Source organism: Ensifer sp. 22460, assembly GCF_052044935.1.
Classification (GTDB): Bacteria; Pseudomonadota; Alphaproteobacteria; order Rhizobiales; family Rhizobiaceae; genus Ensifer.
In genome coordinates, this window is the sequence record NZ_JBQENZ010000025.1 from 23476 (window position 1) to 40709 (window position 17234).

At 63.4% G+C, this 17234-nt stretch carries 16 protein-coding genes; 9 read left to right on the forward strand and 7 right to left on the reverse strand.

All coding sequences use genetic code 11. From position 1 onward, the window contains the following. Window positions 1-143 precede the first annotated feature (143 nt). The 3 genes from ACTJKM_RS26405 to ACTJKM_RS26415 all read left to right on the forward strand — a co-directional run bounded on the left by ACTJKM_RS26405 (window position 144) and on the right by ACTJKM_RS26415 (window position 2307). Window positions 144-1070 carry a sulfite exporter TauE/SafE family protein gene (locus tag ACTJKM_RS26405; protein WP_057248126.1) on the forward strand — a complete coding sequence of 309 codons (927 nt, stop codon included), beginning with the start codon at window positions 144-146 and terminating at the stop codon, window positions 1068-1070. After that, window positions 1070-1870 (forward strand): TIGR02186 family protein, encoded by an 801-nt coding sequence (locus ACTJKM_RS26410; RefSeq protein WP_057248127.1) that lies wholly within the window; start codon window positions 1070-1072, stop codon window positions 1868-1870. Before ACTJKM_RS26405 ends, ACTJKM_RS26410 begins: the two co-directional genes overlap by 1 nt. A gap of 200 nt (window positions 1871-2070) precedes the next feature. Continuing rightward, window positions 2071-2307: an Lrp/AsnC ligand binding domain-containing protein gene (locus ACTJKM_RS26415; RefSeq protein WP_034797129.1), complete on the forward strand. Its 237-nt coding sequence runs from the start codon at window positions 2071-2073 to the stop codon at window positions 2305-2307. Window positions 2308-2355: 48 nt separating this feature from the next. Here ACTJKM_RS26415 and pdeM read toward each other — a convergent pair whose 3' ends face one another. From pdeM to ACTJKM_RS26435, 4 genes are all read right to left on the reverse strand, one after another. Further along, window positions 2356-3081 (reverse strand): ligase-associated DNA damage response endonuclease PdeM, encoded by a 726-nt coding sequence (pdeM, locus tag ACTJKM_RS26420; protein WP_057248128.1) that lies wholly within the window; start codon window positions 3079-3081, stop codon window positions 2356-2358. A gap of 87 nt (window positions 3082-3168) precedes the next feature. After that, window positions 3169-5715 (reverse strand): ligase-associated DNA damage response DEXH box helicase, encoded by a 2547-nt coding sequence (locus ACTJKM_RS26425; protein ID WP_162764741.1) that lies wholly within the window; start codon window positions 5713-5715, stop codon window positions 3169-3171. A 175-nt stretch (window positions 5716-5890) separates the two neighbouring features. Continuing rightward, window positions 5891-6526, reverse strand: coding sequence for a YitT family protein (locus ACTJKM_RS26430; RefSeq protein ID WP_065372333.1), 636 nt, complete (start codon window positions 6524-6526; stop codon window positions 5891-5893). A 106-nt stretch (window positions 6527-6632) separates the two neighbouring features. Continuing rightward, window positions 6633-7571 (reverse strand): methyltransferase, encoded by a 939-nt coding sequence (locus tag ACTJKM_RS26435; protein WP_058329040.1) that lies wholly within the window; start codon window positions 7569-7571, stop codon window positions 6633-6635. Between the two features lie 162 nt (window positions 7572-7733). Here ACTJKM_RS26435 and ACTJKM_RS26440 point away from each other — a divergent pair, with 162 nt between their 5' ends. The 3 genes from ACTJKM_RS26440 (at window position 7734) to ACTJKM_RS26450 (ending at window position 10192) form a co-directional block, all read left to right on the forward strand. Continuing rightward, window positions 7734-8000 carry a DUF6460 domain-containing protein gene (locus ACTJKM_RS26440; RefSeq protein ID WP_057248131.1) on the forward strand — a complete coding sequence of 89 codons (267 nt, stop codon included), beginning with the start codon at window positions 7734-7736 and terminating at the stop codon, window positions 7998-8000. A 2-nt stretch (window positions 8001-8002) separates the two neighbouring features. Further along, complete coding sequence (locus ACTJKM_RS26445) at window positions 8003-8506, forward strand: CAP domain-containing protein (protein ID WP_058329128.1); 504 nt, start codon at window positions 8003-8005, stop codon at window positions 8504-8506. A gap of 330 nt (window positions 8507-8836) precedes the next feature. Beyond that, a complete protein-coding gene (locus ACTJKM_RS26450; protein WP_058329039.1) occupies window positions 8837-10192 on the forward strand; it encodes an MATE family efflux transporter in 1356 nt (451 codons plus the stop codon). Here ACTJKM_RS26450 and ACTJKM_RS26455 read toward each other — a convergent pair. Together ACTJKM_RS26455 and ACTJKM_RS26460 are read right to left on the reverse strand one after the other, a co-directional pair. After that, complete coding sequence (locus ACTJKM_RS26455; protein WP_058329038.1) at window positions 10168-11253, reverse strand: quinone-dependent dihydroorotate dehydrogenase; 1086 nt, start codon at window positions 11251-11253, stop codon at window positions 10168-10170. The genes ACTJKM_RS26450 and ACTJKM_RS26455 overlap by 25 nt on opposite strands. Further along, window positions 11250-11597, reverse strand: coding sequence for a DUF952 domain-containing protein (locus ACTJKM_RS26460; RefSeq protein WP_058323584.1), 348 nt, complete (start codon window positions 11595-11597; stop codon window positions 11250-11252). Before ACTJKM_RS26460 ends, ACTJKM_RS26455 begins: the two co-directional genes overlap by 4 nt. 169 nt (window positions 11598-11766) lie before the next feature. Between ACTJKM_RS26460 and ACTJKM_RS26465 the strand changes: the two genes are divergently transcribed. Together ACTJKM_RS26465 and ACTJKM_RS26470 are read left to right on the forward strand one after the other, a co-directional pair. Further along, the gene (locus ACTJKM_RS26465; protein WP_057248135.1) at window positions 11767-12186 is read left to right on the forward strand and encodes a hypothetical protein; all 420 of its coding nucleotides are present in this window, start codon (window positions 11767-11769) and stop codon (window positions 12184-12186) included. Between the two features lie 81 nt (window positions 12187-12267). Continuing rightward, a complete protein-coding gene (locus ACTJKM_RS26470; RefSeq protein WP_058329037.1) occupies window positions 12268-12918 on the forward strand; it encodes a response regulator transcription factor in 651 nt (216 codons plus the stop codon). A gap of 67 nt (window positions 12919-12985) precedes the next feature. Here the strand turns inward: ACTJKM_RS26470 and ACTJKM_RS26475 are convergent, their stop codons facing one another. Beyond that, window positions 12986-16489, reverse strand: coding sequence for a PAS domain-containing hybrid sensor histidine kinase/response regulator (locus ACTJKM_RS26475; protein WP_058329036.1), 3504 nt, complete (start codon window positions 16487-16489; stop codon window positions 12986-12988). Window positions 16490-16751: 262 nt separating this feature from the next. Between ACTJKM_RS26475 and mscL the strand changes: the two genes are divergently transcribed. Next, the gene (gene mscL, locus ACTJKM_RS26480) at window positions 16752-17180 is read left to right on the forward strand and encodes a large conductance mechanosensitive channel protein MscL (protein ID WP_057248138.1); all 429 of its coding nucleotides are present in this window, start codon (window positions 16752-16754) and stop codon (window positions 17178-17180) included. Window positions 17181-17234 lie beyond the last annotated feature (54 nt).

A 17234-nucleotide genomic window follows, 5' to 3' on the forward strand; every position in this document is an offset into this window, starting at 1 on the left:
ACGCTGCAGGAGTGCATGACGGAAGCCGCCTCGCCCTCGGGAGAGGTGCCGGCCTTTCGAATAATCCCTCATTCGTGGTGAATTGCTTGCCACACTAACCGGTTTGCCCGCATTGCGGGCCGTTGGCATATCGAGGACCCGGCGTGACGATCTATCTGCCCATCGCAGAGTTGTCGGTGAACATACTCATCATTCTCGGTATGGGCGCGGCCGTCGGCTTTCTTTCCGGCATGTTCGGCGTTGGCGGTGGTTTCCTGATCACGCCGCTCCTGATCTTCTACAATATTCCGCCTGTCGTGGCGGTGGCGACCGGCGCCAACCAGGTGGTTGCCTCGTCGATATCCGGCGCGATCACGCATTTTCGGCGCGGCACCATCGATATCAAGCTCGGCACGGTGTTGCTCTGCGGTGGCCTCGTGGGCGCGACGGTCGGCGTCTGGCTGTTTTCGCTGCTGCGCCGCCTCGGCCAGCTCGATCTGGTGATCTCGCTGCTCTACGTCGTGCTGCTCGGCACTGTCGGCGGTCTGATGCTTTGGGAAAGCATCGTCGCCATGCGCAAGGCCGCCAAGAACGAGGCGACGACCCTGCGTCGCCCCGGCCAGCACAATTGGGTGCACGGCCTGCCGTTGAAGATGCGTTTCAAGAAGTCGAAGATCTATCTCAGCGTCATTCCGGTTGCCTTCCTCGGCTTCTGCATCGGTATCCTGACCTCGATCATGGGCGTCGGCGGCGGCTTCATCATGGTGCCGGCAATGATCTATCTCCTGCGCATCCCGACCAACGTCGTCGTCGGCACGTCGCTGTTCCAGATCGTCTTCGTCTCGGCCTATACGGTCATCGTCCAGGCGTCGACCAACTATACCGTCGATATCGTACTCGCCTTCGTCCTGATGATCGCCGGCGTCATCGGCGCGCAATACGGCGTGCGCGTCGGCCAGAAGCTGCGCGGCGAACAATTGCGAGCGCTCTTGGCGTTGCTCGTCCTTGCCGTCGGCATTCGTCTGGCGATCGAGCTCGTCATTCCGCCGAAGGATATCTATTCGGTCGTATCAGCGGGGCTCGGCTTCTGATGATCCGGTTCGCGCGCACAGCTCTCGCCCTTCTGGCACTCGCCGTCGCCGCTCCGACCCATGCGGCACTGCAGGACGAGAACGCCGATTTCACCGAGAAGCTGGAGATCGGCATCTCCACCGACGAGATTGCCATCACCTCGGATTTCCGCGGCGCGGATCTGACGATCTTCGGCGCCGTCGATGGTTTCGACCAGGGACTGCTGGCCCAGGGCAGGTACAACATCATCGTGTCCCTCGAAGGCCCCAAGGACAATGCGACGGTGCGCAAGAAGGAGCGCGTCTTCGGCATCTGGGTAAACACGCGGTCGATGACCTTCGAGCTGGTGCCGGAATCCTATTCGCTGTCGAGCACGCGCGACATCGAAACGATCGCGCCGCCCGGCGAGATGGGCAATATGGGCATCGGCGTCGATCACATGCGGCTGGTGCCGCTCGGCTTCGTCGGCGACGGCAGCAATCTCGGCGAGTTCCGCAACGCCTTTCGCCGCATCCGCGAAACGAGTGGCGTCTACGAGCGCGATCCGGGCGGGGTGCAGTTCATCAGTGCGAGCCTGTTCAAGGCGTCGGTGCGCCTGCCGGCGAACGTGCCGAACGGCGTCCACGTGGTGCGCGCCTACCTCTTTCGCGACGGTGTCTTCGTCGCCGCCAAGGCGCTGCCGTTGCGTGTCGTCAAGACTGGTCTGGAACAGTTCATTACCCAGGCAGCGCATCAGCAACCGCTCTTCTACGGTCTCGTCGCCGTGCTGCTCGCAGTCATCACCGGCTGGGGTGCCAGCGTGATCTTCCGCAAGGAATAGTTGGGCCAGGAGCTTACCCTGCGTTTTCTTTTGCCCGGCGTGCGTTTAAAGAAAGGGCAGCAGGATGCTGTAGGGATAAGATACCCAGGCATCTCGAACATGTTGATCTGAACACGCCGCGCCGAACGCGCGCTGAAGTTCGAGAAGGCGATGCTTGCGCTGGTAGCGGCAAGCGACGCCACACAGACAGAGGAAGCTCGATGAAACCGATTTTTGTCCAGTTGCAGTGCGCTCCCGGCAAGACCTACGAGGTCGCTGACGAGATCTACCGCAAGGAAATCGTTTCGGAAATGTACTCGACCAGCGGCGACTACGACCTGATCATCAAGGTCTACATCGAGGAAGGCCAGGACATCGGCAAGTTCATCAACGACAACATTGCCACGGTGCCGGGTATCTCGCGCTCGTTGACGACGCTGACCTTCAACGCGTTCTGATCACGGGGTCGGCGGTGTGCGGACGGAACCGCACGCCTTCCCCAAGCGTCAGGCAATCAGATTGGCAAACCGGACCGAATAGATCCGGTCGCGACCGAGCATGTGGGCGACCAGCCTGCTGCGGTCGAAGAGGCCGGTCATGGCCCGGTGTCGCAGATCTAGCCCGCCGGTCGTGACCCCGAAGGCGGGCATCAGCATGCGCGTGCCATCCGTCGCAAAGCAGGCGCGGCGCACGGCCCTTTCGCGTCTCACCACCGTTGCCGCCGGATGCAGATGCCCGGCGATCTCGCCAACGGCATCGCCGCGCTTGGGCTCGTGCCGGAAGGCAAGACCCGCATGGTTGAGCTCGTCCATCGAGGCGCCCGGGAGCCCGAAGGCGCCATCCGGATCGTGATTGCCGTTGATCCAGACCCACTCGCGCCCGAGCGCCATCGCCGCGATCATGTGCCGGAAGGCGTCCGGCATCACGGCCGAACCGACACGATCGTGAAAATTGTCGCCGAGGCTGATGACGAGTTTCGGGTCGTGGCGCACGATCGCCGCCTCCAGCACGCGCAGCGTCGCAAGCGTGTCATAGGGCGGCAAAAGCATGCCGCGGCGGGCGAACGCCGAACCCTTTTCCAGATGCAGGTCGGAAACCACGAGCGTGCCGGTCTCGGGCAGGTAGAGACTGCCGAGCGGATCGCAGATCGCGACGACGCCGTTCACGATCGTCTGGGCGTGGAGGAGGGGGGCAGTCGTCTGAGCTGATAGGGCGTGGGCGAGGCGGTGCATGGTCACGATCCCGCACGCGACTGACTGTCGAGACGGAAGTGACCGGCCCAATTCGTTAGACTGCTCGTTCTCAAAGCCATTTTCCTATCAATCCACATCCAGACCGCCCATCGCCTCGTGGATCAAGTCGTCGGCGGCCTCCGAAAGCAGGAAGTCCTGCGCTTCGCCCTGGATCATTTCCTTGCCGATCTCCAGCATCACAGGCACCGCCAGCGGCGAGATCCGGTCGAGACGCCTGTGGGTGATGTGGCCCTTGATTCGCTTCAGCATATCCCCGAGCCGAGCGATGTCCAAAAGCCCCGTTGCCGCATCGTTGCGGGTCGCTTCGAGCAGCAGGTGATCCGGCTCGTGCGCGTGCAATACGTCGTATATGAGGTCGGCCGAGACCGTCACCTGCCGACCGGTCTTCTCCTTGCCGGGGTGACGCTGGTCGATGAGGCCGGCGATGACGGCGCAGTTGCGGAAGGTGCGTTTCAGAAGAAAGGACTCGTTCAGCCAGGCTTCGAGGTCATCGCCGAGCATGTCTTCGTCGAACAGCTCGGCAAGCGCGCCGCGCTTGAGCTTGAAGGTGGCGCCGAGGTCGTCGAGCGCCCAGACCGCCAGCGAGTAATCCGTCGCGACGAAGCCGAGCGGCTTCAAGCCGGCGCGGTCGAGCCTGCGGGTGAGCAGCATGCCGAGCGTCTGGTGCGCCAGTCGTCCTTCGAAGGCGTAGATGACCATGTAGTGGCGGCTGCCGCGCGGGAAGGTCTCGATCAGAAGCTCGTCCTCGCGCGGCAGCATCGAGACGTCCTTCTGTAGCGAGAGCCAGTCGCGCACCTGTTCCGGTAGCGCCGCCCGGCGCGCCGGATCGGCGAGCATCCTGCGAACCTGCTGTGCCAGATAGGTCGAGAGCGGAAACTTGCCGCCGGCATAGCTCGGCACCTTCGGGTCAAAGGTAAAGGCCTGGCTGACGAGGCATTCGTTCTCGCGAATGCCCTCGAAGCGCAGCACCTTGCCGGAGAACATGAAGGTGTCGCCCTGGGACAGCATTTCGAGGAAATACTCCTCGACCTTGCCGAGTGACATGCCGCCGCGACCGAGCGAGCCGCGCTGGTTGCGTTTGACCATGCGCACGTTCAGCATCGGCGACTCGACGATGGTGCCGACATTCAGGCGGTATTGTTGCGCCACCAGCGGATTGGAGACGCGGTAGAGCCCGTCCTTGGTCTTGCGGATCCGGGCGTAGCGCTCATAGGTCTTCAGCGCATAACCGCCGGTCGCGACGAAATCGATCACCCGCTCGAAGGTCTCCCAGGCGAGCGTCCTATAGGGCGAGGCACTGGTGATCTCGTCGTAAAGCGACAGCGGGTCGAAAGGCGCGGCACAGGCCATGCCGAGCACGTGCTGGGCGAGCACGTCGAGCGCGCCCTTGCCGACCGGCGGCGTGTCCTGCGCGCCGATATAGTTGGCGTCGAGCGCCGCCTGGCATTCCATCACCTCGAAGCGGTTGGCCGGCACCAGGATCGCCTTCGAGGGTTCGTCCATGCGGTGGTTGGCGCGGCCGATGCGCTGGGCCAAACGGCTTGCCCCCTTCGGCGCACCGACATGCACGACGAGATCGACGTCGCCCCAGTCGATGCCGAGGTCGAGCGTCGAGGTCGCGACGACAGCGCGCAACCGGTTCTCGGCCATCGCCGCCTCGACCTTGCGGCGCTGGGCGACATCGAGCGAACCGTGATGCAGCGCGATCGGCAGATTGTCGTCGTTGATCGTCCAGAGTTCCTGGAAGAGCAGTTCCGCCTGGCTGCGGGTGTTGACGAAGAGCAGGGTGGTGCCGTGCTCCTTGATCGCGGCGTAGACATCGGCGATGGCGTAGCGCGCCGAGTGCCCGGCCCAGGGCACGTGCTCTTCCGTCTTGAGGATGGAGATCTGCGGCTTGGCGCCGCCTTCGACAAGCACGAGCCCTGCGTGATTGTTCGTGTTCGGCTCCTGTGGCGCCAGCCAGCGCTGCAGGTCCATGGGATCGGAAACCGTTGCCGAGAGCCCGATCGTCTGCAGCCGCGGCGCCAGCCGGCGAAGCCGCCCGAGGCCGAGGGAGAGCAGATGGCCGCGCTTCGAGGTGACGAGCGAGTGCAGCTCGTCGAAGACGACGTAGCGCAGGTCTTTGAAGAAGCGCGTCGCCTCGCCATTGGCAAGCAGCAGCGCCAGCTGTTCCGGCGTCGTCAGCAATATGTCGGGTGGATTGAGCTTCTGTCGCTGCCGCTTGGCGGTGGGCGTGTCGCCGGTGCGGTTTTCGATGCGAACCGGCAGGCCCATTTCGCCGACCGGTTTCATCAGGTTGCGCTCGATATCGACGGCAAGCGCCTTCAAAGGCGAAATGTAGAGCGTATGGATGCCGACGAAGGCGGAGCCGGGCGGGATCTTGCCGCGGCGGGTGAGATCGACCAGCGAAGGCAGGAAGCCGGCAAGCGTCTTGCCGGCACCTGTCGGTGCGATCAGCAGCGTGCTGTCCCCCGCCTCGGCGCGTGCCAGGAGCTCAAGCTGGTGGGCGCGCGGCCGCCAGCCCTTCTCGCCGAACCAGCGCAGAAAGGGGGCGGGCAAGGTCAAGGCATCACCTTGCGGTTCTCTGGAATCGATCCTGTTCACGGAGAACAAAGGTAGATCAAATCTGCCAAAAGAGAAGCCCGGAAGACCTGCCGCCGGGCGGCACATTGACTCCTGTTCGAAATTGGATCGCCGTCGGCTTCTGCTCTCCGCATCCGGTCGACGCACCGGGAAAGGGTCGCCTGAGACAGCCCAGCAATCGTTTCCGCGTGACGACTGGACTGATCTAGAGTGCGATGTAACGATCGGCGCGGTGGTTGATGGCCACAAACAGGTTGAGCACGACCGCGCCGAGCACCGACCAGGCGACCACCGTGGGCGTCGTCACCCCAAAGGCGGCGACGAGCACGACCATGTCGATCGCAAGCTGCACGAGGCCGGCGCGAATGCCGAAGCGCTCCTGCAGGTAGATGCCGAGAATGCCGACGCCGCCAAGGCTGGCGCGGTGGCGATAGAGCGCGAGCAAGCCATAACCGAGCAGCAGGCCGCCAAGCAGCGCTGCCCAGGCCGGCTGGATCGTGCCGATCTGGAAGAGGCGCGATTGGATGTCGGTCAGGAACGAGGTCACGCCGATGGCGATGAAGGTCTTGACGGTGAAGGCCGGGCCGAGCCGCTTCAGCGACAGATAGAAGAACGGCAGGTTGAGCAGGAAGAAGGCAAGACCGAAATTGATGCCGAACGCATAGTGCAGCAGGAAGGCGACGCCCGCCGTGCTGCCGGTGAGCAGGCCGGCACTTGCGAGAAAATAGAGGCCGAGCGCGGCGATCAGGCTGCCGGTGAAGATGCCCTGCAGGTCCTCGACCGCCGTATGCCGGGTCGGGCTGGTGTTCCAGATACCGAAAACGCTGCTGATCTGAGCCATGGCAAAACCTCGATTGCGATGGCCGCAGCAATGCTGCAACGCACAACAATATTCAAGAAAAATATGTCAGTATTGCTGACTTATTTTTGCGACTCTGCCTTGCGTTTTATGCAGGCTTGCGCGCCAGGAACAGGATGCCGAAAACCGGTTCGCCGGCATCCATGCGTATGACGGTACGCTCGATGGCCAGCAGCTTCAGCCCGTGCGCGGTGCAGAGGCCGCGAATATAGGCTTCGCTATGGGCGTAGCGCAGCGAGGGGCGCAGCAGAAATTCCACGCCATCGCCCGCATCCTCGACGGAAAAGGCGAAGTAGCCATCGGCGGCCAGCAGACGGAGCGCGATGTCGAAGACACTGTCGAGATTGCCGAGATACATGAGCACATCGGCGGCGCTGACGAGATCGGCGCGGGCGGACGCGAAGTTGCCGAAGATGCCGGAAGCTTCCGGCGGGAGCGAAAGATCGGCGCGTGCCAGCCGATCGTAGGTGGATTTCGCCTCGGCCTTGGCGAGCATGTTGATGGAGATGTCGAAACCTTCAAGGAATTGCGCCTGATCCCGGATGCGTTCGCCGAAGAGGCCGGTGCCGCAGCCGAGATCCGTCACATGCTCGAAGATGAGGCCCCCGGTGTGGCTTTGGATCAGCGCGGCGAGCTTTTGCGGCACCGTGTAGCCGAGCTTTTCCACCAGCGCCTGGTCGAAGCGATCGGCATAGTCGTCGAACAGGCGCTCGACATAGAGGCTCGGCGGCTGTTCGGGCACCGCGGCGGCACCGAGAAGCGCCAGCTTCAGGCCGGCGCCGAAGATGTCCTGAGGGCTCAGCGCCAGGGTTTTTCTGAGCGCGTCGATCGCCGCCTCTTTCCGGCCCGATTTTTCCTCATAGTCCGCGAGCCGAAACCAGCCGGCTGCCCAGTCCGGCGCCCGTTCCAGCGCCTGTGCCATGAGTTCGGCAGCACTTCCGGGCTCGCCGCCTTCGGCAAGCATTTTTGCGTAGTCGGCGCGGCGGTCGGCGATCAGGTCGCCGGAGGAGAGCTGGTTGAGCGTCATCAATGTGAGATATCGGTTGCGATCAGCGCTTCTGACGCCGGATGCTGCAAAACACAAGCGGAATCTGGCTGAAACCGAGAGCTTGGGCGCTGTGCAAGGTCTGGCCGACTTGCGACGCTGCCGATCGCGGCTTATGTGAAGACAAACAGGAGAAGTTCGCGGATGTCGGACGGAATGAACAGATTTTTGGGTGACTCGCCGCTGCGGGTGCTGGTCAAGCTCGTCGTGGTGTCGATCCTCGTCGGCTTCGTCATGACCGTCTTCGGCTGGTATCCGACCGACATCTATTTCGCGGTCCGCAACTTCCTGCTCGACCTCTGGTACACCGGCTTTGCCGCACTTGGCCGGGTGGGCGACTATCTGCTGCTCGGTGCGGCGATCGTCGTTCCGGCCTTCGTGATCCTGCGTGTTATGAGCTACCGGCGCTGATGATGCACGACCGGTTTCTCTTGATCGAACGCCGCGGCCTGCTGCGTGCAACCGCCATCCTCTCGCTCGGCGCGCTTGCCGGCTGCACGACGTCCCAACTGCTGACGCCCGATAGTGGCACTGGCAGCGACCAGACCGAGGCGAGCCTCGGCTACGTCAACAAGCTGCGCAAGGGCAAGGGGCTGACGGAGCTCGTGGCGGACCACGCGGCCTCGGTCGCCGCGATGAACCAGGCCGCCCGCATGGCCAAGGTCGGCAAGATGCAGCATCTGATCGGCTGGAACGACAGTTTCTACGACCGGATGAAGGGCCAGGGCGTGACGCTTCCGGCAGCCGAAAACATCGCCATGGGCCAGGACGACGCCGAACGCGCCTATGATGCCTGGTACAAGTCGCCCAAGCATCTGGAAAACATGCTCGGCAACTATCGCGGCCTCGGCGTTGCCGTCGCCCAGAACGCCGCCTCCGGCAACCGCCCGTTCTGGGCGATGGTGCTGTCGGCCTGATCCGGCTTAGCAGCCGATCCCTTTAGACCTTTGCCCCTCATCCCCCTGCCGGGACCTTCCCCGCAGGCGGGGAGAAGGCAGCTTGCCGCCCCCGCTCGTACCCGCAATTTCCATGCTTGAAGCTGTCGCCGACGGTAGCTCAGGATGTGGCGCTTCAGCTTGCGCGCGTCCCCTCTCCCCGCCTGCGGGGAGAGGGCTAGGGTGAGGGGCTTTGGCAGGCACAGACTTAGATACGCACTCATCGCCGCTGAACAGCGCATGGTCCCTTGCATCCTCCCATGCACTTTCCCTAAAACGGTCGTCACTCACCTATAACGCCCGGACCGTTCGATGACCGCCTCTCCCGCCTCGCCGAACGATCCCGCCGGCGCCTTTCACGTCACCCATCGGCTGATCCTGGCGATTGCGCTGCCGATGACGCTCGGCTTCCTGACGACGCCCTTGCTGGGCCTGGTCGATACGGCTGTTGTCGGCCGCATGGGGCAGGCGACGCTGCTCGCGGGGCTCGCGATCGGCGCCATCATATTCGACCTGATCTTTACCACCTTCAATTTCCTGCGCGCCGGCACGACCGGCCTCGTTGCTCAGGCCTACGGTCGTGGTGACAGACGTGAGCAGCAGGCGGTGTTCTGGCGGTCCCTTACGATCGCGCTTGTCTGCGGCACGGTCAGCGTTCTCATTTCGCCTCTTCTGTTATCCGGCGGCCTCTGGCTGATGGGACCTGAGCCGGAGGTGGCGGCCGTCACCAGCACCTACTTTCTCTGTCGTATCATTTCGGCACCGGCAGCCCTTGCGAACTACGCCGTCCTCGGCTTCGTGCTTGGCCGCGGCGAAGGCACCATCGGTCTGATGCTGCAGACGCTGATCAATGGCATCAACATCGTGCTGTCGATCCTGCTCGGTCTCGTCCTTGGCTGGGGGGTGATGGGGGTCGCGCTTGCCACCGTCACAGGCGAGGTGATCGGGGCGCTTGCCGGCTTTGCGATCGTCTATGGCCGTTTCGACCGCAAGGATGCGCCGAGCTGGGCGCTGATCTTCGATCGCGAACGATTGAAGCCGCTCTTCGGCCTCAACCGCGACATCATGATCCGCTCCTTCGTGCTGCTCGCTGCCTTCACGCTGATGACGCGCATCGGCACGGCCTTTGGGCCGGTGACGCTTGCGGCAAACGCGGTGCTGATGACGATCTTCCTGGTCGCCGGCTACTATCTCGACGGCCTCGCCAACGCCGCCGAGCAATTGATCGGCCGCTCGATCGGTGCCCTCTACCGGCCAGCCTTCGATCGCGCGCTACGCCTGACGGCTGCCTGGTCGCTGGGGCTCGCCTTGGTCACCACCATCGTCCTTCTGTTTTTCGGCGATCGGCTCATCAATCTGTTGACGACGGCCGCCGATGTCCGCGCGGCCGCTTACGAGTATCTGCCCTGGGCGGCTGTCACTGCGACTACCGGCGCGCTCGCCTTTCTGATGGATGGCGTCTTCATCGGCGCCACCTGGTCGCGCGAGATGCGCAACATGATGGTCGCGGCCTTTGTCGGCTACGCGGCGGTGCTGGCTGTGCTCGTGCCCGTCTTCGGCAATCACGGGCTTTGGGCCGGCCTCAATCTTTTCCTGCTGCTGCGCGGCCTGTTCCTGCTTTCGAGAATTCCCTCGAAGGCGCGTCAGACCTTCCGGCCGGCCCAGTAGTCGAGGCGGCTGTCTCTGATATCGCGGATCGAGCTGATCCGCTCACGGTCGCAGAGATCGGAAAGGCCACGCACGATGCGGCCGGGGAGCGCAGGGCCTTCATAGACCATGCAGGAATAGAGCTGGACCAGATCGGCGCCGGCGCGGATTTTTTCTGCCGCGGTCTCGGCCGAACTGACGCCACCGACACCGATGATCGGCAGATTTGGTCCGACGCGCTTGCGCATGCGGGCAAGCACCGCCGTCGACTTCTCGAAGAGCGGCTTGCCGGAGAGGCCGCCAGCTTCCTTCGCCTGGTTCTGGTCCTTCAAGCCTTCGCGCGAAAGCGTCGTGTTGGAGACGATCAGGCCGTCGAGATTGTGGGCGAGAACTTCGGCTGCGATGTCGTCCATGCCCTCTTCCGTCAGATCGGGCGCGATCTTGAGGAACACCGGAACGTACCGGTTGCTACGGCGGGCTTCCTCGTCGCGAGCGGCGAGCACGGCGGACAGCAGGGCGGCAAGGCTCTCGCGCGCCTGCAGGTCGCGCAGGCCCGGCGTGTTCGGCGAGGAGATGTTGGCGGTGAAATAACGGGCGACCGAATAGAAGGCGTGAATGCCGTTCACATAGTCGGCAACGCGGTCGGCACTGTCCTTGTTGGCGCCGATATTGACGCCGATCAGCGCAGCGCGCGAGCAGGCCTTGAGCCGCGCCAGCGCCGCGCCATGACCCTCGTTGTTGAAGCCGAGGCGGTTGATGACGGCCTCGTCCTCGACCAGCCGGAAAATGCGCGGCTTGTCGTTGCCGGACTGCGGTTTCGGCGTGACGGTGCCGATTTCGGTGAAACCAAAACCGATCTTCAGGAGCGCTTCCGGCACCTCGGCGTTCTTGTCATAGCCGGCCGCCATGCCGATCGGGTTTGGGAACTCGATGCCGGCGACCGTCTGGGAAAGCCGCTTGTCGGCCTTGGAAGGACAGCTGGGCACGAGCCCGGTCTTCAGCGCCTTGATCGACAGGCCGTGCGCGGCCTCAGGATCGAACAGGAAGAGGCCGCGGCGGGCGAGATTGGTAAGCGGATTCATGCGTCAAGTTCCGGGAAGATATGCGAGCCATCGGCGCCAAGCGGCAGGGGCTTTTCCCAGACCACGGCGGAGAGGAAGAGGGGTGCATAGAGATGCGGGAAGAGGGCGCCGCCGCGCGAGGGTTCGTAGACCAGTTCCACGCCGAGCGCGTCGCCGTCGACGGCGACCAAAAGCAGGCCTTCCTGTCCCTCGAAATGCCGCGCTGCCGTCTCCACGGCCTGTTCGGCGGTGGAGAAATGGATGAAGCCGTCAGCAAGGTCGACGGGTGCGCCGTCGAAGCGTCCGCTGCGCTTGGCTTCCTGCCACAGCGAGGCCGGAACGATCTTGTAGATGATGGAACCCATTGTGCCCGTCTGCCCCCGTAATCTTCTGTCGTGGCCTTGCCGCAAATATCAGCGATTGTCCATCGCAGAAGGACGTCGATTCGCGCATAATCCTTGGTGAAGATCGATTTCGCTCTTCCCGTTCATGTGCCGGGCGTCATCTGGCAAGGACCGCAACGGAGAGGACGTCATGAGAAAAGCTACAGTCGCACTTCTGATCGGAGCCGGCCTGGCATTCGCCGGCATCGCCTCGGCGCAGGATCCGGCGCCCGGCCGCTACAGCATGCAGAAATCCGAGACCGGCATTGCCCGGCTCGACACGCAAACCGGCGAAGTGTCGCTCTGCCAGGAAAGGAGCGGCGAGCTCGTCTGCCGCATGGCAGCCGACGAACGCTCCGCGCTCGAGCTGGAGATCGAGCTTTTGACCAAACGGGTAGAGACCTTGGAAAAGGCCGTTAAATCCGGTGAAAGCGTCGCGAAACCGAACCTTCCGACCGACGAAGAGATTGACCGGACAATGGGCATCATGGAAAGAATGATGCGTAAGTTCATGGATATCGTGAAGGATCTCGAAGGCAGCGACCCCGCGACGGAGCCGCAGAAGACCTGAGACGCCGGAACGGCCATGCGGGATGCGGATCGGCGCGTGGAGGCGCGCAGGTCGCAGACCGGGCTCTTGGGAGGGAGCGACATGACGCCGGACATGACCATCATCATCGCGGACGATCACCCGCTGTTTCGTGGCGCCATGCGCCAGGCCCTGAGCGGGATGGACGGCGCGCCCGCCATCGTCGAGGCAGCTGATTTCGCCGCCGCGCGCAAGGCGGCAGCCGATTATCCAGATGCCGATCTCCTTCTTCTGGACCTGACCATGCCTGGCGTCAGCGGCCTTTCCGGCCTGATTGCACTTCGGGCCGAGTTTCCGAGCCTGCCGGTCATGGTGGTTTCCGCCCATGACGATCCGGCGACGATCCACCGCGCGCTCGACCTCGGCGCGTCCGGCTTCCTCTCAAAGTCGGCCGGTATCGAAGAGATCCGCGAGGGCATCGAGAAGGTCATGGCTGGCGAGGTCTTCGTGCCGGCGGGTTATGACCAGGCGCAGGAATACGAACCGGAAGTCGCCGATCTGCTCCAGCGGCTCCAGACGCTGACGCCGCAACAATCACGCGTCCTCAGCATGCTGGGCGAAGGCCTGCTCAACAAGCAGATCGCCTATGAGCTCGGCGTCTCCGAGGCGACCATCAAGGCGCATGTCTCGGCGATCCTGTTGAAGCTCAATGTCGACAGCCGCACCCAGGCAGTGATCCAGCTTTCGAAGATCGGCACCGTCGCCGCCGCCTGAGGCGGTCAATCGAGCACTGCAGCAGCATTCGTCTATCGCAGGCGCGTTGCCGCAACGCCGAAGCCGCTCACTCCGCAGCCGTTCGCGCCGCCGTCGAAAGCTGCGTCAGCCACGCCCGCATCGCTGCCGGCCGCACCGGCTTGTTCTGGATCGAAACGCCATCGCGCTCGGCCGCGGCGCGCACTTCCGGCGAGCGGTCCGCCGTCACCAGCAGGGCTGGGATCGCCTCGCCGGCGGAAAGCCGGATCTTCGCAATTGCCTCGATGCCAGTGCCGTCGTCGAGATGATAGTCGGCGATGATCGCGTGCGGTTTCTCGGCCGGCTCTCCCGTCATCTCGGCACAGGCGGCAACCGATTCCGCCGTGCTGACGACGCAGCCCCAGCCCGAAAGCAGCACTTTCATGCCCTCGAGGATGCGCGGTTCGTTGTCGATGCAGAGCACGCGCAAGCCGTTGAGCGCCTCGCTCGCCTTGTTGGGGACAACTGGGCGGACCGCGACCGGTTCGCCGGCGCTTACGTCCAGCGGCAGCGTCACCTTGAACCCGGTGCCTTTGCCCGGTGTCGATTGCAGGCTGACCGGATGGTTGAGTACGCGCGAGATGCGATCGACGATCGAAAGACCGAGGCCGAGCCCGGAAGCGGTGCGCGCGCCCTCGTCGAGCCGTGCGAATTCCTTGAAGACCGTCCGGAACTTCGACGACGGAATGCCGATGCCGGAATCGAGCACCTCGATCGTCGCCATCGCGCCATGCCTGCGCACGCCGACAAGCACCTTGCCGGTGAGCGTATATTTGATCGCGTTGGAAACGAGGTTCTGCACCACGCGGCGCAAAAGGTTCGGATCGCTGCGCACGACCAGCGAGGTCGGCATGACCACCAGGTCGAGATCCTTGGCGCGCGCGATCGGCGCGAAGTCGGTCTCGATGCGGCGGAGCAGGTCGTTGAGCGGCACGGATTGCAGCCGCGGCTTCATTGCGCCGGTGTCGAGGCGCGAAATATCGAGCACGGCGCCAAGAATGGCCTCGACCGATTCCAGCGAGGAATCGATGTTCTCGACGAGCGTGCTGTTGTCGGAATCGCCCAGCCGCTCGACCAGCGAGGACGAATAGAGACGGGCGGCGTTGAGCGGCTGCAGAATATCGTGGCCGGCGGCGGCGAAGAACCGCGTCTTGCCGATATTGGCCTCTTCCGCGGCCGCCCGCGCTTCGGCGAGTTCCCGGTTCACGCGGGTCAGTTCGCCGGTGCGTTCCTCGACGCGCAGTTCCAGCGTTTCGTTCGCCTGCTTCAGTGCCATGTCGGCGGCAACGCGCTGGGTGATGTCGGTATAGGTGGTGACGATGCCCTTGTCGGGCATGGCATTGGTGCGCACTTCGATGATGCGTTCGCCATTGCCAAGTTCGAGCAGGAAGGGCTTGTCCAGCGTCAGGAAGTTGGCGATCAATCCCTTTTCCTGATCCTTGCGGATATCGCCGCGCTTGGTGAGGATCGAAACGATATCGGCGAGCGGGAAGCCCACTTGGCCGGCCGCCTCCGGCAGATCGAGAAGCTGGCGGAAGCGCCGGTTCCAGATGATCAGGTTGTTGGCGTTGTCGAAGACGGCAATGCCTTGGTCCATCTGCGAGAGCGCGGTCTGCAGCATATCCTGATTGTATTGCAGCGCCTCGCTCGCCTGGTCGAGCAGCCAGGCCGTGTCCGACGACGTGTCGTCGCCGCGCTGCAGGACGAGCGAAAGCACGAGCCGCGCCGAGGACGAGCCGATGGCACTGCCGAGCAGCTGCTCGGAAAAATGCACGACGGCCATGTCCGCCGGCGCATTGTCGTCCAGCCAGCGGCCGGACTGGCGCTCATAGGTGTGGAACGAGCGCTGCATGCGCTCGGTGCCCATGTAGCGGCCGATCGTCGCCTTGAGATCGCGCACCGTGACCTTGGTCTTGCGGCCGCGGAACGTGCCTTCGGTGCGCGACCGCCGGGTGATGAAGATGCCGGCCTGAAAGCGCTCGATCGGCTTGGGCGTCCGGGTCAGCGAGCCGAGCACATAGGCGCTGCAGTTCACGAGCAGGCTCAGCATCGTGGCATTCACCAACGGGTCGGCGCGGGGACCCGAAAAGAGGTCCGTAAATGGCAGCAGGAAGCTCAGCACCGTTGCCGCGACCTGGGAATTGTCCGGTCCGCCGAGGCTCGGCAGGAACAGGAGATAGGCCCAGACGAAAAAGCCGGAGACCATGCCGGTGATCGCGCCGCGCGCATTCGCCTGGCGCCAGATGAGACCACCGAGCATGGCCGGCGCCATCTGGGAGATGGCGACGAAGGAGAGGAGCCCGAGCGAAGCAAGGCCGGCACTGATATCGGCGGAGCGGTAGTAGCCATAGCCGAGCAGGAGGACGACGAAGATCGCCGAACGGCGGATGTTGAGCAGCGTCCCCGCGAGGTTTTCCTGAAGCCCGCCGCGCTGGCTGAGATTGCGGCGCAGGAACACCGGCATGACGATGTCGTTGGAGATCATGATCGACAGCGCCACGGAGGCGACGATTACCATGGCCGTTGCTGCCGAGAAGCCGCCAATGAAAGTAATCAGCGTCAGCAGCGGCAGGCCGTTGGCGAGTGGCAGAGTCAGCAGATAAAGATCCGCATCGCCGGAGCCCGAGAAGGTGAGGAGGCCGGCAATCGCGATCGGCAGCACGAAGAGATTGATGCCGATCAGATAGAGCGGAAAGAGAATGCCGGCGGTACGCAACTCCCCTTCGGTGCGGTTCTCGACGACGGTCACATGGAACTGCCTGGGCAGCATGATGATCGCGAAGGCGGAGGTGACGATCAGCAGGATCCACCGCGCCGTCGGCGTTTCATAGGAAAGTGCGGATTGCACCGCCGGGCTCTCGGTCGCCAGTGACCAGAGATGGGCCGGGCCGTTGAAGATGACGAAGACGATGTAGAAGCCGGCGGTGACGAGGGCGACGAGCTTGACCAGCGATTCCATTGCGATCGCGAGGATCAGTCCGTCCTGATGTTCTGTCGCGTCCGTATGGCGCGTGCCGAAGACGATGGCGAAGCAGGCGAGGAACAGGGTCACGAGCAGGGGCAGGTCGATGAAACTCTGCCCCGCGCCGATGCCATAGTCGCTGGTGTTGATCATCGCCGCGACGGAGCTCGAAATCGCCTTGAGCTGCAATGCGATATAGGGGATGGCACCGACCAGCGAGATCAGTGCGACGATCGCCGCCACGGCCGGGTTCTTGCCGTAGCGCGCGGCGATGAAGTCGGCGACGGAGGTCAGCTTCTCGGTCTTGGCAAGGCGGATGATCTTGCGGATCAGCGGCATGCCCAGCGTGAACATCAGGATGGGTCCGATGTAGATGCCGGTGAATTCGAGCCCGCGCTCGGCGGCAAGCCCGATGCCGCCGAAATAGGTCCAGGACGTGCAATAGATCGCAAGGCTGAGCGCATAGACGAGCGGTCTGCCTTTCAGCGCAGCGCTTTTCCTCCTGGCCCGCCGGTCGCCATAACTCGCGACTGCAAACAGCAGCAGCAGATAGGCGAAGGCCGAGGCAAAGATGACCGAACCCGAAAGCATGCCTCACTCCTCCGACGCGAAGCATAGGACAAGTCCGCCAGGTTGAGAATTGCCCGGCATATGAGTCTTAAGTCCAAGGTGCTGCAAGAGAAAATGGTCTGCCGGATGCGGAAGAGAGTTTGATCCTTCTTTTGGCAGGCGTGGTTTGACCAAAGGCAAAGAAAGGTTTTCTCGCTGCCCGCTTTGGTTTAGTTTCCGTAAACGGTTGCAGCGCGGGACAGCGCCGGCGGTCGTTTTAAACGGGGATAATACGGAGAGACGTATGCTGAATGAGTTCAAGGAGTTTATTGCCCGCGGGAACGTGATGGACCTCGCGGTCGGTGTCATCATCGGCGCCGCCTTCAGCAAGATCGTGACGTCGGTCGTCGAAGACCTCGTGATGCCCATCGTCGGTGCGCTGACCGGTGGTGGTTTCGACTTCTCCAACTACTTCCTACCGCTGTCGGCCAACGTCACGGCGACGTCTCTCGCCGCTGCCCGTCAGCAGGGCGCCGTCTTTGCCTATGGCAACTTCATCACCGTGCTCATCAACTTCCTGATCCTCGCTTGGATCATCTTCCTGATGATCAAGGCCGTGAACCGCATGCGCGCGTCGATCGAGAAGAAGAAGGACGAGGCACCGGCCGCGCCACCGCCGGAAGATATCCTTCTGCTCTCGGAAATCCGCGACCTGTTGAAACAGCGCGCCTGAGGCTTCTCGCGGCCCCGTTNGGGGCCGCGAAACATCACAGAAATCGATAAACCG

Coding starts and splice junctions, on each gene's coding strand:
- ACTJKM_RS26435 (WP_058329040.1), bottom strand. CDS start 7,571: ATGACGCTCAACCAGCTCTCCTCCGGCGACCTGATCGCCGACCGCCGC.
- ACTJKM_RS26450 (WP_058329039.1), top strand. CDS start 8,837: ATGACCGCCTCTCCCGCCTCGCCGAACGATCCCGCCGGCGCCTTTCAC.
- ACTJKM_RS26460 (WP_058323584.1), bottom strand. CDS start 11,597: ATGGGTTCCATCATCTACAAGATCGTTCCGGCCTCGCTGTGGCAGGAA.
- pdeM (WP_057248128.1), bottom strand. CDS start 3,081: ATGCACCGCCTCGCCCACGCCCTATCAGCTCAGACGACTGCCCCCCTC.
- mscL (WP_057248138.1), top strand. CDS start 16,752: ATGCTGAATGAGTTCAAGGAGTTTATTGCCCGCGGGAACGTGATGGAC.
- ACTJKM_RS26410 (WP_057248127.1), top strand. CDS start 1,070: ATGATCCGGTTCGCGCGCACAGCTCTCGCCCTTCTGGCACTCGCCGTC.
- ACTJKM_RS26430 (WP_065372333.1), bottom strand. CDS start 6,526: ATGGCTCAGATCAGCAGCGTTTTCGGTATCTGGAACACCAGCCCGACC.
- ACTJKM_RS26440 (WP_057248131.1), top strand. CDS start 7,734: ATGTCGGACGGAATGAACAGATTTTTGGGTGACTCGCCGCTGCGGGTG.
- ACTJKM_RS26475 (WP_058329036.1), bottom strand. CDS start 16,489: ATGCTTTCGGGTTCGGTCATCTTTGCCTCGGCCTTCGCCTATCTGCTG.
- ACTJKM_RS26455 (WP_058329038.1), bottom strand. CDS start 11,253: ATGAATCCGCTTACCAATCTCGCCCGCCGCGGCCTCTTCCTGTTCGAT.
- ACTJKM_RS26470 (WP_058329037.1), top strand. CDS start 12,268: ATGACGCCGGACATGACCATCATCATCGCGGACGATCACCCGCTGTTT.
- ACTJKM_RS26415 (WP_034797129.1), top strand. CDS start 2,071: ATGAAACCGATTTTTGTCCAGTTGCAGTGCGCTCCCGGCAAGACCTAC.
- ACTJKM_RS26445 (WP_058329128.1), top strand. CDS start 8,003: ATGCACGACCGGTTTCTCTTGATCGAACGCCGCGGCCTGCTGCGTGCA.
- ACTJKM_RS26465 (WP_057248135.1), top strand. CDS start 11,767: ATGAGAAAAGCTACAGTCGCACTTCTGATCGGAGCCGGCCTGGCATTC.